The 15,073-nt window shown below is 55.8% G+C and carries 18 protein-coding genes, 1 tRNA gene and 1 pseudogene; 9 read left to right on the top strand and 11 right to left on the bottom strand.

Annotated elements, in window-relative coordinates:
• Positions 1-473: 473 nt before the first annotated feature.
• The 5 genes from AB1644_01355 to AB1644_01335 all read right to left on the bottom strand — a co-directional run bounded on the left by AB1644_01355 (position 474) and on the right by AB1644_01335 (position 4,419).
• The gene (locus AB1644_01355) at positions 474-806 is read right to left on the bottom strand and encodes a thrombospondin type 3 repeat-containing protein (GenBank protein MEW6049699.1); all 333 of its coding nucleotides are present in this window, start codon (positions 804-806) and stop codon (positions 474-476) included.
• Positions 807-1,341: 535 nt separating this feature from the next.
• Positions 1,342-1,596: a SemiSWEET transporter gene (locus AB1644_01350; GenBank protein MEW6049698.1), complete on the bottom strand. Its 255-nt coding sequence runs from the start codon at positions 1,594-1,596 to the stop codon at positions 1,342-1,344.
• 2 nt (positions 1,597-1,598) lie between these two features.
• The gene (locus tag AB1644_01345) at positions 1,599-2,525 is read right to left on the bottom strand and encodes a hypothetical protein (GenBank protein ID MEW6049697.1); all 927 of its coding nucleotides are present in this window, start codon (positions 2,523-2,525) and stop codon (positions 1,599-1,601) included.
• 618 nt (positions 2,526-3,143) lie between these two features.
• Positions 3,144-3,773, bottom strand: coding sequence for a cation transporter (locus AB1644_01340; GenBank protein MEW6049696.1), 630 nt, complete (start codon positions 3,771-3,773; stop codon positions 3,144-3,146).
• Between the two features lie 295 nt (positions 3,774-4,068).
• A complete protein-coding gene (locus AB1644_01335) occupies positions 4,069-4,419 on the bottom strand; it encodes an RNA-binding protein (protein MEW6049695.1) in 351 nt (116 codons plus the stop codon).
• Between the two features lie 411 nt (positions 4,420-4,830).
• On the opposite strand from AB1644_01335, the gene AB1644_01330 reads away from it, so the two are divergent.
• Positions 4,831-5,238, top strand: a complete 408-nt coding sequence (locus AB1644_01330; GenBank protein ID MEW6049694.1) for a hypothetical protein — start codon at positions 4,831-4,833, stop codon at positions 5,236-5,238.
• Positions 5,239-5,265: 27 nt separating this feature from the next.
• Here the strand turns inward: AB1644_01330 and AB1644_01325 are convergent, their stop codons facing one another.
• From AB1644_01325 to motA, 3 genes are all read right to left on the bottom strand, one after another.
• Positions 5,266-5,610: a DUF4234 domain-containing protein gene (locus AB1644_01325; protein MEW6049693.1), complete on the bottom strand. Its 345-nt coding sequence runs from the start codon at positions 5,608-5,610 to the stop codon at positions 5,266-5,268.
• A gap of 109 nt (positions 5,611-5,719) precedes the next feature.
• Positions 5,720-6,580, bottom strand: coding sequence for a flagellar motor protein MotB (locus tag AB1644_01320; protein MEW6049692.1), 861 nt, complete (start codon positions 6,578-6,580; stop codon positions 5,720-5,722).
• Between the two features lie 6 nt (positions 6,581-6,586).
• Entirely contained in the window at positions 6,587-7,444 is an 858-nt protein-coding gene (motA, locus tag AB1644_01315) for a flagellar motor stator protein MotA (GenBank protein MEW6049691.1), read from the bottom strand.
• A gap of 184 nt (positions 7,445-7,628) precedes the next feature.
• Between motA and AB1644_01310 the strand changes: the two genes are divergently transcribed.
• A complete protein-coding gene (locus AB1644_01310) occupies positions 7,629-8,984 on the top strand; it encodes a cation:proton antiporter (protein MEW6049690.1) in 1,356 nt (451 codons plus the stop codon).
• Positions 8,985-9,222: 238 nt separating this feature from the next.
• Positions 9,223-9,296, top strand: a tRNA-Met gene (locus AB1644_01305).
• Between the two features lie 113 nt (positions 9,297-9,409).
• Here AB1644_01305 and AB1644_01300 read toward each other — a convergent pair.
• Entirely contained in the window at positions 9,410-9,598 is a 189-nt protein-coding gene (locus tag AB1644_01300; protein ID MEW6049689.1) for a hypothetical protein, read from the bottom strand.
• Here AB1644_01300 and AB1644_01295 point away from each other — a divergent pair.
• Positions 9,542-10,324 (top strand): tyrosine-type recombinase/integrase, encoded by a 783-nt coding sequence (locus AB1644_01295; protein MEW6049688.1) that lies wholly within the window; start codon positions 9,542-9,544, stop codon positions 10,322-10,324. The genes AB1644_01300 and AB1644_01295 overlap by 57 nt on opposite strands.
• A 128-nt stretch (positions 10,325-10,452) precedes the next feature.
• Here the strand turns inward: AB1644_01295 and AB1644_01290 are convergent.
• Both AB1644_01290 and AB1644_01285 read right to left on the bottom strand, forming a co-directional pair.
• Positions 10,453-10,785, bottom strand: a pseudogene (locus tag AB1644_01290) (integrase core domain-containing protein).
• A gap of 26 nt (positions 10,786-10,811) precedes the next feature.
• On the bottom strand, positions 10,812-11,450 hold the full coding sequence (locus tag AB1644_01285; GenBank protein ID MEW6049687.1) for a transposase: 639 nt from the start codon (positions 11,448-11,450) through the stop codon (positions 10,812-10,814).
• A 231-nt stretch (positions 11,451-11,681) separates the two neighbouring features.
• Here AB1644_01285 and ffh point away from each other — a divergent pair, with 231 nt between their 5' ends.
• From ffh to trmD, 5 genes are all read left to right on the top strand, one after another.
• A complete protein-coding gene (gene ffh / locus AB1644_01280) occupies positions 11,682-13,016 on the top strand; it encodes a signal recognition particle protein (GenBank protein ID MEW6049686.1) in 1,335 nt (444 codons plus the stop codon).
• Positions 13,017-13,035: 19 nt separating this feature from the next.
• Entirely contained in the window at positions 13,036-13,416 is a 381-nt protein-coding gene (rpsP, locus tag AB1644_01275) for a 30S ribosomal protein S16 (GenBank protein MEW6049685.1), read from the top strand.
• A 108-nt stretch (positions 13,417-13,524) separates the two neighbouring features.
• Positions 13,525-13,755, top strand: coding sequence for a KH domain-containing protein (locus AB1644_01270; protein ID MEW6049684.1), 231 nt, complete (start codon positions 13,525-13,527; stop codon positions 13,753-13,755).
• Positions 13,756-14,280, top strand: a complete 525-nt coding sequence (rimM, locus tag AB1644_01265) for a ribosome maturation factor RimM (GenBank protein ID MEW6049683.1) — start codon at positions 13,756-13,758, stop codon at positions 14,278-14,280.
• Between the two features lie 14 nt (positions 14,281-14,294).
• Entirely contained in the window at positions 14,295-15,059 is a 765-nt protein-coding gene (trmD, locus tag AB1644_01260) for a tRNA (guanosine(37)-N1)-methyltransferase TrmD (GenBank protein ID MEW6049682.1), read from the top strand.
• Positions 15,060-15,073 lie beyond the last annotated feature (14 nt).

Here is a 15,073-nt window from a genome sequence, read left to right as displayed (position 1 = left end):
ATCACGTGAACACCAGTCAAAAATACTAACGTATTGCAGGGCAACGAACAGGTTGGGTTCGTTTCGTCATTTTTTATTTCGCGACATGTCGTTTTCGCAGCCGCAACGTGAAGTCCGCCAAGTAGTAGCGAGGACGAAGCGGTGCGGTCACCGTGCGACACCGTTCGTGAATGTCGATTGCTGATATACAGTTGCGGCGAAAACACCATGGCGCGACATCTCCTGAGCATTGACAAATCTCATGCTCCTACATACGGGTCGGAGCTACAATCAGCATGGAAGTGGTGGGGGAAATGCAAGGGGGGGGCACTGTTGTGTCAGGGCATGCCGATTGTCGCCAGACATTCGGTGTGACCCGACATCGCCTTTGTCATTCCGGTCCGCTCTCAGTTTAATCAAGACCGGATGAAGCATACAAGGTCGTGGTTCCGAGGTTCGACCAAGAAACCCGACATCGTCATGCCTGTTCTAACTCACGGACAGCTCGGCAGCGCCGCCCCGAAAAACAAAAAGTCGATCAACAACTGAAGGTCCGATATGTCCACCGCGAGGGAACGGTCCGCGTCATTTTCCTCAAAGCAATTCGAAATGCCCCCACCAAAAAACAGATAGTCCACCATTGCCGAGAGATCAGAAATGTCAATGACGTCACCGGGGTCGCCGTCGACATTACCGGTCGTTCCGAGGCAGCAGCAGGCGTCGCCGCGACCGTCGAAATCGGCATCCAGTTGCCCGGGATTGGACACACTCGGACAATTGTCAACATTGTCCGGGACAAGATCGCCGTCGACGTCGGAATACGCCATGAGCGGGTATGGATCGGATGCAATCGCGGGGTGCCCCACCGCTCCGCGGCAGGTTTCTAACTACTTGCCCGTTGCCGAAGCGCCAAACCTGTCCTGGTTCCGCGTTTATTTGTGGCGTGACACAAACCGATTCGCAAGCAACCGTAGCCCAGACAACGTCTGAGTCCCCAGCTACTCCGTTTCCACCTTCGATCACGTGGCGCCGTCACGACAACAGAAACGGCACTTGAACATACGCTCCCCACTCACCCTCCAATTTTCCAACCAATTCCCCGCTGTTCACGATCTCCTCCCGCTACATATAGGAGTTCAAGCCATGACTTGCATCACCGCCCTCGTCCCCAGTTTCACACCAGCACTTGCGCCGCAACCCTATATCGGCCATCAACATTCACGCATGGTGTCACGCCGCGAGCGTACCGCTCCGTTCTCGTTACGCGTTGGCGTACTTCACCTTGCAGGCGCGACAACGACATTTGGCGAAATAAAAAATGACGAAACGAACCCATTTCGCGCGAAAGACCCTCTGGCACTCCTACTTATATCGAATCTTCAGAACCAGAATCGCCAGCGCGATAACGATCGTCACCGCATTAGCGACAATGACAGGCAGAGAATGAATCAAAACGCCGTACACCAGCCAAAGCAATATGCCCGTGCTGATCACAACGTACATGATAAGCGAAATGTCTTTGGTCGACTTGCTGCGCCAGGCTTTGAGAAACTGCGGGAAAAATGCAACGGTTGTGAGCGTACCGGCCACCAGACCAAGGAACGTCGTCCCGTCCATATTCAGAAACGGTACCCGGCGCTGACCCGAAACGTTTCGTCGAGATTCGCCTGATGCAGATACGCGAAATCAACCGTTATATTCCGGATATCCAGTCCAGCCCCGGCGGTGAACCGCCCAATATCGAACCCCGCCCGACCGAACAGCATCTCGCGATATCCGAGTTCCCAGCCGTAATGCGTGTCGAGCGACACCGGACCGGACCAGTACTGTGCCGCATACTTGAGCCCTTCGAACTTGATATCACCGCTCACCATGAAGCGACCGGTGAACTCGCGGTACTGGCGAGACAACATGAGACCCGGCTTCACGGTGGGATAGATCGATTCCGCATTGCTCCCCTCATCGAACGTCTTTCCGGAGTAGCGAATGAACCCGCTCGTAATGTCCGTGACCATCAGCCCGATTTGAGCGAACGGTTTCACCGGGTAGAGCACGCCGGCATCGAGTGTCAGTCCCATACCCGTCTCGGTGCCAATATCCCGGTAGATGATCTTACCGGTCAAACCGAAATCGACTTTGGAACGAATCTGTCCCGAGACCGATGCGCCAACCAGAACATCGGCGTGCGATTCCTCGCGAAGCACCACTGGTCGGTCGAATTGGTTCAGTTCGGTGATCTTGATCCCCCCGCCGCCAAGATAGTAGGCATAAAAACCGAATGCGCGAATCAGCGAGTTCGGTCGTTCCCGAGAGTCGATGTATGATACGTAGTCGTGATTCAGGAGCGAGCCGAATGTCTCGGCATGCATTGCTACCAGATAGCGGCCGTCGAGGCGGTTCATGCCTGCCGGATTCCAATAGGCGGCAGTGGCATCGAACGGCCCGGCAATAACCGCTCCGCCGAGCGCCAGAGGACGAGCACCCACGCCCAAAGAGAAAGGGTCGCCCGCGTATTTGGCGGCATTGGCCGGAAGGCCTGCAGCCATAATGAACAAGCAGATAGCGAGGAGAGCGCGAAGAACAATTGTAGCGCACCACAGGCCGTTGTAGTGGTGTCGGGCGTCCTCGCCCGACACTCCGAGCACTCGGACAACTGTCAGGCGAGGACGCCTGACAGCACTCCTAACTATATTCAGGAGGAAGGTCGTGAGCCGATGCTTGTCGGGTTTCTCTGTCCGCGTTATGGTGGACTCCGGAACCCGGCCCACGACACCTGGCACGTCATTGCGAGCGAAGCGCAGCAATCTCGGATTCAGGGGGACCAACCGCACGAGATTGCTTCGGCGAAGCGCCTCGCAATGACTGGCTCCGGGATTCGGTGATGATTTTCCGTGGGAGTCATTGCGAGTCACGCGCCGAGCGTGACGAAGCAATCTCGATCCCCGCTCTGCAACGGCACCAGAGTCATTGCGAGCGAAGCTCAACAATCTCGACCGCCGGCCTTTTAAGGAAAGAGCATGTATCACAGTATCTGAATCGGACAACCAGTGCACTCCTCAACGATGAATATCAGGCGAATATATGAGGTTTTGCCGCTCAACACCAAACAGCCAGGCAAAAAAAAGGCGGGCACCGGGTCCCGCCTTGACTCACAGATAGAGGAATTACTTGGAGTCTTCGAGAGTAGTCTTCTCAGCCTTAGCGCCCTTAGCCGCGCAGGCAGCCTTCTCTTCCGGACTGCAGACTTTGCCATGTCCTTCAGCGCCAGTGGTTGCAACCGCTGGAATAATCGCAGCCTCATAGCCCTTGTTGGAAACAGCCGAGGTCAAGCCGTCTTTCTGGCACTTGGCCGGGTCAACGCACACCATCGCGGTGCCATCTTTGTAGCTGATGCTGACGACCTTCACCACACCCGGGACTTTCTCCAGAGCCGCGGTAACCGAACTCTCGCAGCCGCCGCAGGTCATCCCTTTGACGGACATGCTGACCATCTCGCACTTACCGCCGGTGTAGCCGCACATCTTGGCGCACTCTTCGGGGGTCATGGAAGCCATCTTGCCGCCGTGAGCGGCACAGCAGGCCTTGGCATCGGCGCTTGTCTTCGTTGCGCCCATCGACGGACAGGCTTTGCCGTCCGACGAAATCATCTTGCCGTCAGTACCGTGAGCTGCAGTGCAAGCCGCCTTATCAGCCGAGGCCTTGCTGGCGCACTCTGCGCCGCCCGCAAACGCTGGCATCGCTGCCAAAGCCAAAACGGCCATACACGCCACACCAATTCCGAAAACTTTTCTCACGCGTTGCTCCTTCCTTAGGTGCAGAATAACTCTGGATAAGATTACTTAATATATCCGCTTTTTCTGTTTCGTCAACTATTCACCCAATGCCCGGATCTGTTCGTTTACTCCCCAATGACAATTAAACAACCCACGGCCAACTTGGTTCCAACATGCACCAAACTGCTCTTCGATTGCCGTTCCGTATCTTTCCACACTCGTACCTGGCGTAACGTCAAGCATGACAACGTCATAACAAGAGCAACGGCAGAGACCGGTCTGTCCCTGCCGTGAATCTCTAAGCTAAATTAGCTGTTTACCAGCCGCCGCCGCGACGGCCGCCGCCGCCCCCCCCGCCGGTACGGCTACCACCGCGGAAGCCACCGGAGCGACCTCCGCCACCACCGCCGCCACCCGGGCGGTCGCTCTTCGGACGGGCCTGATTGACGTTCAGACTGCGCCCTTTAAGCTCCCGGCCGTTGAGACCGGCAATGGCCGCTTCGGCCTCTTCGTTCGAGGACATCTCGACGAAGCCAAAGCCGCGGGGGTTCCCGGTGAGACGATCTTTGATGATCGCGACTGATGTTACGGTGCCGAACTCCTGGAAGGCCTGCCGCAGCTCGTCCTCTTCGACGTCGCGGGACAGGTTCCCTACGAAGATGTTCATGCTCTCCTCCTGAATACGTTGACGGTTAAGGCAAACCTTTTCACCAAGAGTTCGCCGGACTTATAGATACACAAAAACAAAATGATTAGACTCGTGGATATGCTGGTGATTGGGGATACTGCTCTGAATTTCAGAAAACCAAAACTATTGAAACCTTAAGACGGAAGTCCGCTAACGATAACAATATACTTCTCAGAGAATGGCTGTCAATACCTTTTCTTGGCCACTAATTTGATGATATAAAGGCGGTTACACGGCCTGGAAGCTGATATATTGCCTGGGTTGGTGACTTGCGGGTCTCGTCACGACCCTGGAATTCCATCATCGGACATACAATACTACGAGGCAGGCGCTGTCAGCCCGCTGTACAATGTCTGCCGCTCGGAGCATCTGTCCTGACAAAGGAGACTTATGACCAGATCGAAGTATCGAAATCCATTCTTGGCTCTGCTGGCAGCAGCTATGCTGATCGCGGGGCTGGCGTGCAGCAAAAATTCACTCGCTCCGTTCCAGCCGGAGATCGCCAATATCGCGGACAACTTTCAGTTTCAGGCGACGGGGGTTAAGTACGTGAGCACGACGCTCACCTATTCGTGGTCCAACAGCGGGGACAGCGCTAAGGTGAATCATGCCTCGGTTATCACCGGAGGGTCAGCCACCGTGACGCTACTCGACGCGAACGGGGTCGAGAAGTACACATCGCCGTTGAAGGCCAGCGGCGATGAGTTCAGTCAGCTTGGAGTGTCTGGCAACTGGACCATCCGAGTTGTACTCAGCCGCGTCTCCGGGACGCTCAATTTCCGCGTTCAGAAGCAGTAGGCGAGCTGGGGAGTCCGACGATTGTCGTCAGGCCGACGCCGCGACTGGCTGGCCGTAGGTGGCTCGACGATTCAATTCTGTCTGGACGATAAACCAGACTGCCGGCGAAAAGACAATCCAGAGCACGAACAGAAGCCATCGATTGAAATGGTCTGGGCTTACTATTTCGTATAGCCCGCCATACTTGTAGTGGGAGTAGATGGCGCCGAATGGGATGAACAAGAGGATCGTCCAGAGTGCCGGATTGGCTTGTTCGTCTTTGGCGAGACCTTTGAGTTCAACGGCCGTCTGATAGTACCAATAGATGGTGTAGATGCCCAGAGTGATGATCACCAGTCCGACCTGCGCCCACATGTTTCGATACTTGACCATAACACTTTCCCTTCTTGAGAACGGAGTCGGATGCTCTCCGTTGGTGGCTGATTCTGACTGTAGGATACTGGAATGAGCAGGCAGGAGAAAAGTGAAAAACAGGCTCGGGTTACCCGTTATTTTCCGGGACAAACTCGGCGCCGAGCTCAAGCTGGTCGAACTGGCGTTCGCGCGATTCATACAGGACAAGGATTGTCACCCGGCGGTTGCGTGGGTCGGCCGGGTTTGATTCGAACATCGGGAACTTGTCCGCATAGCCGCGTATTTCCCGCACTTGGCCATCGTACAAGCCGGAGACCTCCATCAATTCGCGCGCGGAGTTGGCCCGGTCGGACGACAGCTCCCAGTTGGAGACAGTCTGCTCGCCGCCGACTGAGGCATCGGTGTGCCCTTCCATCACCAGGTGGTTCCTAAGCCTGCCCAGTTCCCTGGCTATGGTGATCAGAATGATAGCGCTCTGCTGCAGAAGCTTGGCAGAGCCGGGCTCGAAGAAAGCCGGGGAATCCTCGGATTCGTTCAAGATTATCCGCAGTCCTTCGGCTGTCATCTGTATCTTGACGTTTTTCTTCAGGCGGCTGAACGCCTCTTCTTTCTCAAGCTCCCGCATGATATTCTGACCGACCGCGGCCAGGGCCGCTTTCTCGGTCTCACTTGGCGGCGGAGTCGAGTTGTCTTTTTTCATTGGGTTATTGATAAGACCGATCGTCGGATCGCTGGCGCTAATGGCGCTGGAGGTCCCCTGAAGCATCCCGGCGCTTCCCTCTTTAAGGTATTTGCCGGGGTCACGAAAATAGCCGGCGACCGCTTCTTTCACTTCCTGCTTTTGTCCCACCAGCCACATGACCAGAAAGAACGCCATCATCGCCGTCATAAAATCGGCGAACGCAACTTTCCATGCACCGCCGTGGTGATCGCCGTGCCCTCCCTTTTTGCGACGGATGATGATCGGCTGGGTGGTTTCTTCGGCCATCGGGGATTACCGGCGCTTGGCCTCGTTGCAGGCCTTTTCAAGCTCGAGAAATTCCGGGCGAACCTCGGCAAACAACGAGCGGCGGGCGAACTCGACTGCAATCACGCCCGCGACTCCCTTATGAAACGACAGCAGTGCGTGTTTCATGCAGGTGAGATACTGCTTGTCCTCACTCGTTCGGTGGTTCATGCTCGTGGCCAGCGGTCCGACAAAACCGTAGCAACCCAGAATGCCGAGGAATGTCCCCACCAGTGCCGCGGCGACTTTGTGGCCGATTTCCGACGGCGGACCATCGAGAGCCGCCATCGTGATCACCACACCCAGCACCGCCGCCACGATTCCCAGACCCGGAAGTGAATCGGCGACCGTGGACAACGCTTTAGGTGCCCGCGATTCGTCTTCGTGAAGCGTCTCGATGTCGGCCTCCATCAGATCTTCCAGATCATGCGGCTGCACTGAACCAGAGATAATGACACGCATGGTGTCGGCAAAGAAGGCGACGGCGTGGTGGTTTTTCAGAAAGTGTGGGTACCGCTTGAATATCTCGCTCTCGTGCGGGTGCTCGACGTGATTTTCGAGGCCTACCAGACCATCGCGGCGCGCCACGTTGAAGATCTCGTACATCATGACCAGCAGGTCGAGGTAATCCTTTTTGGTCAGGCCCCCACTGAACACGCCGGAGATCTGTTTCAGAATGTTCTTGATGACCGACAGTGGCGTGGCGATGAGGAGTGAACCAAGCGCAGCGCCGGCAATGATGACGAGCTCGGCGGGTTGATTGAGGGCCAGTATCTGTCCCCCCTCCCATGTGAAGCCGCCGATAATACCCCCCAGAACGACAATGGCCCCAATGATAATGAACATAGTCTTAAGTCATTCTCCTGCAACAGAGAGACGACAGGACATCCCTGTCAGTTCATATTCACTATGTCGTCAGATCGGAAGATTTCTGTAGCTATGGTGCATACCGCCGAAAACGCTTGATGTCCGCGCGCGCTAAGGCTACTTTTGGCGCAATTCTTGAACTCACAGGCGTTTTGAGAACGGTATGAAGATTCTTCATCCTCGACAGTTCGCGTTCATTTTCGCGGCACTGGCAGTATACGCTATCCATGGGTTGGCGTTCGGCGCTTCCGGCGCCACAGACAGCGGCCAGAGCGAAGTACTCAGCGTGCTGCTCGAATTGATTGTCATCCTGCTGGCCGCCAAGCTGGGGGGAGACCTGTTCGAACGGTTCGGCCAGCCGCCAGTCCTGGGTGAACTGGTGTTCGGGATGCTGCTTGGTAACCTTCATCTGGTCGGAATCGATGTTTTTGCCGGGTTTCGTGAAAGCTTGCCGCTGGAAATACTGGCCGAGCTTGGCGTCGTGATACTTCTCTTTGAGGTCGGTCTCGAGTCTTCGGTCGGAGAAATGATGAAAGTCGGACTGTCATCGTTTCTGGTTGCGCTTTTTGGCGTGACCGCGCCGTTTTTCCTGGGTTGGGGAGTCGGCGCGATCTTCCTGCCTCATGAATCGATATACGTTCACATCTTCCTGGGTGCGACTCTGACCGCTACCTCGGTCGGCATTACGGCTCGCGTATTGCAGGATTTGGGGAAGACGAAAACCCGCGAAGCGCAGATCATACTTGGTGCGGCGGTGATCGATGATGTCATGGGACTTGTGATCCTGGCGGTGGTGGCGGGAATAATCGCTGCGGCGGCGCACCAGACCGGCGACGGCGTGAGCCTGCTGATGATAGCCTGGATCATCGGCAAAGCGACTCTGTTTATTGTCGGAGCGGTTATGGTCGGGTCGTTCGTCCTGCCGCACTATTTCAAGCTGGGCGTGCGATTGAAAGGGAAAGGGGTGTTTCTGTCGTTCAGCCTGCTGGTCTGTTTCGGCCTGGCCTACATCGCCGGCAAGGTGGGACTGGCGCCGATCGTCGGAGCCTTCTCCGCCGGTCTGATTCTGGACAAGGTCTATTATCAGGAGTTCACCGACAGGGGCGAACACAAACTGGAAGAGTTGATCGCCCCTATAGGAACTTTCCTGATTCCGGTCTTTTTCGTGCGCATGGGGGCATTGGTTGACCTGACCACGTTTGCCGATGTTACCATACTTGGATTCGCGGCCGTGCTTACGATCGCGGCGGTGATCGGCAAGCAAGTGTGCGGTCTGGCGATATTCGACAGGATAACCAATCGCTGGGCGATCGGACTCGGCATGATCCCACGAGGCGAGGTTGGGCTGATCTTTGCCGGGATCGGCGCGAAATTGATACTCGATGGTGAGCCGATGGTGTCATCGGGTACCTATTCCGCGGTAATAATCATGGTGATTGTCACCACACTCGTGACCCCGCCGCTGTTGAAGTGGTCGCTCTTGCGACCGGCCAAGCGGAGTTTAAAGAAGCCTGCCTAAGACGTGGCCGAACGGCTCGGACTGGGTCCAAATCACGCCGGGTGAAGAATTACAGTTGGTGAAATATAACTCGACGGTACTTGACAGCCCAAGAGTGGTGCAGTATATAGAGGCCCCAAATCGCGGGTGGGCAGTCTCCAGCGCTGATTGGAACAGTCCGCCAGTTGTAGTGAATACAGCGACTCTGGAAAGTTGTCTCGCCAAGGCGACAGCATTCCACCGGTCCGAAAATAATGATCGCGGGGTGGAGCAGTCTGGTAGCTCGTCGGGCTCATAACCCGAAGGTCGCGGGTTCAAATCCCGCCCCCGCCATACTAACCTGTCGATCAATCACTTAGACATTTCCAACCTCTCCCGGGCAAACGAAAAAACCTTCGGATTTCGGGAGTATGGGAAATGTTCCATCTCAAGCATGTTCAGGGACTCTACGCCTTAGTCGATACTAAGGTCATGGGGAAGAACGACTGGAAAGTCTCATCGACAGCTTCATCTTCGGGTGCAAGGTCAACAACCTGACGGAAAACTCCGTCAACAGCTACGCCGAGCGCCTCGGCTACCTGGTCGGTTACCTCACGGAACGTGAGATTAACATTGAAGATGTCACCCGACAGCACTTGCAGGAGTACATCTTCTCTCTCGTCGGCAAGCTGTCTGACGTCACGGTCAACGGCCGTATCCAGGCCATGCAGCGATTCTGGAACTACCTTGAGCAGGAAGGTATCTGGAAGAAGCCGAACCCGATGCACCGGATTAAGCGCATCAAAATCGAAAAGAAGCTCAAGGAAGTCGTCTCCGAGGATGATATCTCAAAGGTGATCTCGACCGTGAATAAGAACTCCTTTATCGGCTTCCGGAACGTGACCATGCTCCTGCTCTTCTTCGATACGATGATCAGACGGAATGAGCTTATCACGCTGACAATGGACAACGTCGACCTGAAGAGTGGTATCATCAAGGTGTACGGCAAGGGTAGGAAATGGCGTCAAGTCGCCATGGGCGCGAAGATGGTCAAGACCATGCATTTCTATCTGAACCGCTGGCGGCAAGAACTTCCCGGCGATCTCGTCTTTTGCACACACGACGGCAAGGCGCTCGACAAGGATAACGTACGCCACATAATATTCCGCATGGGTAAGAGAGCTGGAATTCATCTGCACCCGCATTTGCTGAGGCATTCGGCCGCTACTTGGTTTATCCGCCACGGCGGTTCACCGGCACTCCTGCAAAGAATTATGGGTCACGCATCTCCAGTAGTAACTGCTGGGTACACACACCTGAACAGCCAAGATATCGTAGATACATATCAGCGGCTCAGTCCGGCGAATTCGATTCGGGTGTAATGAGGCTTTCTACAAATCAGGCGATTGTGCTCGTTTTGAAGTTATAATCAGTGAGTCTACTTCCTGATCAGCTAATTTGCACTGAACGATACTTCAGTTGACAGTCATTTACCTCTGAGCAGTTTCTGTTACGCTGTCAGTTTCTCTTCTTTCGTCAAGTCTGCATCCTGAGCCAGTACCAGACCGTCCATGAAGGTCACCATCGGCGTGCGGCCTTGACACCGTTTCCCCTGATGGGTGCGTTCAGTGTTGTAATACGCAATCCAGCCGTCCAAATCAAGCTGTAACTCCTCAACCGTGCGAATCAGTTTCTTTCTGAAGATCACCCGGTAGAACTCATCGAGAATCGTCTTGTGGAAGCGTTCACAGATGCCGTTGGTCTGGGGCCGTCGCGCTTTGGTCTTGGTGTGGCTGATCTCGTTGAGCTGTAAATAGAGCTCGTACGGGTGCTGATCCAGCCTCGTAGCCCACCCAACGGGTGTGGAATTCATTTGTCGGGCTTATATTTCCGAGTTTCACCTACCCGTTCGTCAGTCGCATACCACGTGCAGCTCGACCACCTCCAATCCTGCGGAGCTCGCACTAGTCCCCGTCGAACAGGATTGAAATGGCAGTACTCCACTTTCTGCCACACCTCTGCTTCGGTCCTGCAGTTATGATCATAGCATCGCTTCTGCCACAACGCAAATCTGCATTGCCCATCTCGAACCGCAACTAGTCGTCTGAGAAGGTCGCAGTTGTTGGGAAGAGCGCTGTGGATTCGTTTGGCCGAAATCCGTTTGATCTCTCCTACTACATTACCCAACCTGACATCTACTGGCGGCACAAGCACCAAATGTACGTGTTCCGGCATGATGACATATGCCAGTATCGTCACACGGAACTGTGCGCACACTTCGACCATGGACTCCGTTACCAAGTCACGAAAGATGGGGTTGCTGAGAACTGGAAGGAAGTCTCGCGTGGCGAACGTAACGAAGCGCGCCCGGCCATCGTGGTCGTAGTGGATCAGTTTCACGCAAGAAAAGTAGTGATGATGGGTGACAGTTCCTGTCAGTCGAAATTCATCACCCGTTGGGTGCGCTACAGAACACCGTAAGAGCGCCCGACCCCCCAACTTACGCATTCTCTAACCCCCTGCTTTACAACATAATATGACCGCTCGTGCCGGCGTCCCGAACCCCTCCCGATCACCATTCTCCCCTTGCCTATTCCTATGGAAATGATATATTTACAAGCTTCGGTACGAAGGCCGTAGTCTGTCCTGCAATCCCGTCGACAGATGCATTCGCCCGTGCGCGCCGCGCGTTCGAACGCGACTCTCCTTCGCAATAACCGGAGTTGGTATAAAGAAACGATGTTTACAGCGCTGTCTGACAAATTAGAGTCGGTGTTCAAGAAACTCCGCGGAGCCGGCAAGCTCTCGGAGAAAAACATCCGCGACGCCATGCGCGAGGTGCGCCAGGCTCTTCTGGAAGCGGATGTCCATTACAAGGTCGCTCGCGACTTCGTGAAGGCGGTCGAGGAGAAATCGGTCGGCACCGAGGTGCTTACCTCTATCGAGCCGGGCCAGATGGTGATCAAGGTAGTGCACGACGAGTTGGTCTCGCTTCTTGGCGGCAAGACCGCGCCGCTTGCGCCAATCGACAAAGCGCCGACTGTCTATATGCTGTGCGGTCTGCAGGGGTCCGGCAAGACCACGCTCGCGGGTAAGATCGCGCTCATGACCAAGCGGAAAAACAAGAAGCCGCTTCTGGTGGCCGCCGATATCTACCGCCCGGCCGCAGTCAAACAGCTCAAGGTGCTGGCGGATTCAATCGGGGTCGAGCATTTCCATATCGACGGCGCCAAGCCGCCGGAGATCTGCAAGGAAGCAGTGCGGCATGCCTCGAAGAACTTTGTCGACTTGGTCATTCTGGATACCGCCGGACGCCTTCATATCGACGACGACCTGATGGTTGAACTCGAGCAGATAAAGTCGCTGGTCAAGCCGGACGAACTTCTGCTTGTCAGCGACGCCATGACCGGCCAGGATGCGGTCAATGTCGCGGAGCAGTTCCACAAGCGGCTCGCTCTCACCGGCGTCGTGTTGACCAAGCTCGATGGTGACGCTCGCGGCGGCGCTGCGCTTTCCATCCGTCAGGTGACCGGATGTCCTATCAAGCTGGCCTCGATTGGTGAGAAGCTCTCGGACCTGGAGCCGTTCCACCCTGACCGGTTGGCTTCGCGCATACTTGGCATGGGGGACATTGTCACGCTGGTCGAGAAGGCGCAAGAGACAGTGGACCTGGACAAGGCCCAGAAGATGCAGGAAAAGCTGCTCAAGGCGCAGTTTGATTTCGAGGATTTCCTGGAGCAGATGAATCAATTGAAAAAGATGGGACCGCTGGAGTCGGTCATTGGGATGATACCGGGAGTCGGCAAACAGCTCAAGGGAATGAAGTTCGACGAGAAAGAAGTTGAGCGGACCACCGCGATCATCAAATCGATGACGGTGGCGGAGCGACGCAACCCGCGGCTTATCGACGGCTCCCGCAAGAAGCGGATCGCGAACGGCTCCGGCAACAGCGTGCAGGCGGTGAATCAACTGCTCAATCAGTTCTTCGCCATGCAGAAGATGTTCCATCAAATGGGCAGCAATAAGAAGATGAAGAATATGGCAAAAAACTGGTCCCAGTTGGGGATCGGGTGAGAAACGGAGGAGTGCACCATTGGCGGTACACATTAGACTGCGCCGGATAGGGACGACCAAACGTCCGTATTACCGGATAGTTGCGGCCGACTCACGTCGGGCACGTGACGGTCGTTTTCTGGAGATTCTTGGCACCTACAACCCGCTGCCGAAACCGGCCGAGATCAACTTGTTCGAGGACAAGATGACCAAGTGGCTGGCGCAGGGCGCGGAGCCGAGCGACACGGTGGCCTCGCTGCTCAAGCAGATCGGGTTCACCACCAAGTACCTGAAGGCGCAGAAAGGCGAGGATGTCTCGACGGTCGCGGTGAAGGGAACGATCAAGGAACGGCCGAAGAAGACGCGGAAGATGAAGAAGGCGAGTGTCGCCGCCGAGGCGCCGGCCGCCGAAGCGAAATAACGCGGCGCCGCCAAATACCCGACTTACACTGAGGTCCGGTTCGATAGCAGAGTTTACGCCGGGAATGGATTCGATACCCGCATCTGACTGTTCGAAAGGAATGGCACCATGAAGGAGTTCATTGAGTTCATCGTGAGAGCACTGGTGGAGCACCCTGACGAGGTTCTGGTGGAAGAAGTCCAGGGGAGTAGGACCACCGTGTACGAACTGCGCGTGGGGCAAGGGGACCTGGGGAAAGTGATCGGCAAAAGTGGGCAGACCGCCAAGGCGATCCGGACGATCCTGGCGGCGGCAGCAGCGCGCAAGGGACATCGTGCCGTGCTGGAGATTCTGGAATAAGTGACCGACCCGGACGCGCTGATCACGATCGGCACGCTGGGCAAAACGCGCGGCGTCCACGGCGAACTGTACGTGACGCCGACCAGCGACACGCCGGAGCGGTTTCTGGAACTGAAGGAACTGTTCGTTGAGTTCCGAGGGGAATGGAAGAGAATGACGATTGCTTCAGCGCGGATCGTCTCGGGACGGCCGGTACTGAAGCTGGCGGGAATCGACACACCGGAAGAAGCGGCGCGGCTGACCAACCGACAGTTGGCGTTGCCGCGCGGCCAGTTGATGGAGCTGGCCGAGGACACGTTTTTCGTGTTCGAACTGGTGGGATGCAAAGTGTACGCGGATGAAAGCGGTGACTACGTGGGCGAGATAACCCAGATCGAGGAGTGTCCCTCAAGCGATGTGTACGTCATCGCTGCTGAAGATGGTCGTGAGTGGCTCTGCCCGGCGGTCAAGCAGTTTGTCCGTAGTGTGGATATAGAGAACAGGAAAGTTGTGGTGGTCACAACCGGTCTGGCCGAGCAGGCATAAACCGGAGGTGACGGGTGAAATTTGAAATTGTCACGCTGTTTCCGGATTATTTCGCGCTGTCTTTGCGGCAGTCGTTGATCGGGAAAGCAGTCGACAAACGGCTCTTTGACATCGCAATAGTCAATCCGCGCGAGTTTGCTACGGATAAGCATCACACGGTCGATGACACCCCGTTCGGCGGCGGCGGCGGCATGGTGATGAAAGTCGAACCACTCGACCGATGTCTGCAGAGCCTCGGGTACCACCACCAGAGAGCCGGAGAGCCGCCATCGCCTAAAGAGCGGCTTATCCTCACCTCGGCGGCGGGACGGCAATTCAACCAGGATTTGGCGGTGAAATACTCGCTGTGCGAGCGAGTGACGATCATCTGCGGGCACTATCTTGGTGTCGATGAGCGGCTGACGGCGCTGTATGAAATGGATGAGGTCTCGATTGGCGACTACGTGCTGACCGGCGGCGAGCCGGCGGCGGCCGTGATGGTGGACGCTATCGCGCGGTTGATACCGAAAGTGCTCGGCAATTTTGAGTCGGCGCTGAATGATTCTTACATGAATCAGATGCTCGGCTCCCCCTGCTACACCAAACCGGCCGAATACGAGGGACTGAATGTGCCGGAGATTTTGCAGTCCGGGCACCATGCACAGATAGAAAGATTCCGTCGCACGGAGGCGATCAAGAAATGCCTGCGCCACCGCCCCGAGCTGCTCACGAGGGCGGAATTGAGCGATGAGGAATTGCGGTTGGTAGATGAACTTGAAGATAAGAAGAACGACATATAGAGAAAGGTTACATC

Source organism: Candidatus Zixiibacteriota bacterium, assembly GCA_040753875.1.
GTDB lineage: Bacteria > Zixibacteria > MSB-5A5 > GN15 > FEB-12 > DATKJY01.
Note: the sequence above shows the minus strand (reverse complement) of the source record. Positions and strands in the feature narration are given on the sequence as shown.

Excerpts from the sequence above, each read along its gene's own strand:
- AB1644_01355 (MEW6049699.1), bottom strand. The coding sequence starts at position 806 with ATGGCGTATTCCGACGTCGACGGCGATCTTGTCCCGGACAATGTTGAC.
- AB1644_01350 (MEW6049698.1), bottom strand. The coding sequence starts at position 1,596 with ATGGACGGGACGACGTTCCTTGGTCTGGTGGCCGGTACGCTCACAACC.
- AB1644_01345 (MEW6049697.1), bottom strand. The coding sequence starts at position 2,525 with ATGGCTGCAGGCCTTCCGGCCAATGCCGCCAAATACGCGGGCGACCCT.
- AB1644_01335 (MEW6049695.1), bottom strand. The coding sequence starts at position 4,419 with ATGAACATCTTCGTAGGGAACCTGTCCCGCGACGTCGAAGAGGACGAG.
- AB1644_01330 (MEW6049694.1), top strand. The coding sequence starts at position 4,831 with ATGACCAGATCGAAGTATCGAAATCCATTCTTGGCTCTGCTGGCAGCA.
- AB1644_01325 (MEW6049693.1), bottom strand. The coding sequence starts at position 5,610 with ATGGTCAAGTATCGAAACATGTGGGCGCAGGTCGGACTGGTGATCATC.
- AB1644_01320 (MEW6049692.1), bottom strand. The coding sequence starts at position 6,580 with ATGGCCGAAGAAACCACCCAGCCGATCATCATCCGTCGCAAAAAGGGA.
- motA (MEW6049691.1), bottom strand. The coding sequence starts at position 7,444 with ATGTTCATTATCATTGGGGCCATTGTCGTTCTGGGGGGTATTATCGGC.
- AB1644_01310 (MEW6049690.1), top strand. The coding sequence starts at position 7,629 with ATGAAGATTCTTCATCCTCGACAGTTCGCGTTCATTTTCGCGGCACTG.
- AB1644_01285 (MEW6049687.1), bottom strand. The coding sequence starts at position 11,450 with ATGCGTAAGTTGGGGGGTCGGGCGCTCTTACGGTGTTCTGTAGCGCAC.
- ffh (MEW6049686.1), top strand. The coding sequence starts at position 11,682 with ATGTTTACAGCGCTGTCTGACAAATTAGAGTCGGTGTTCAAGAAACTC.
- AB1644_01270 (MEW6049684.1), top strand. The coding sequence starts at position 13,525 with ATGAAGGAGTTCATTGAGTTCATCGTGAGAGCACTGGTGGAGCACCCT.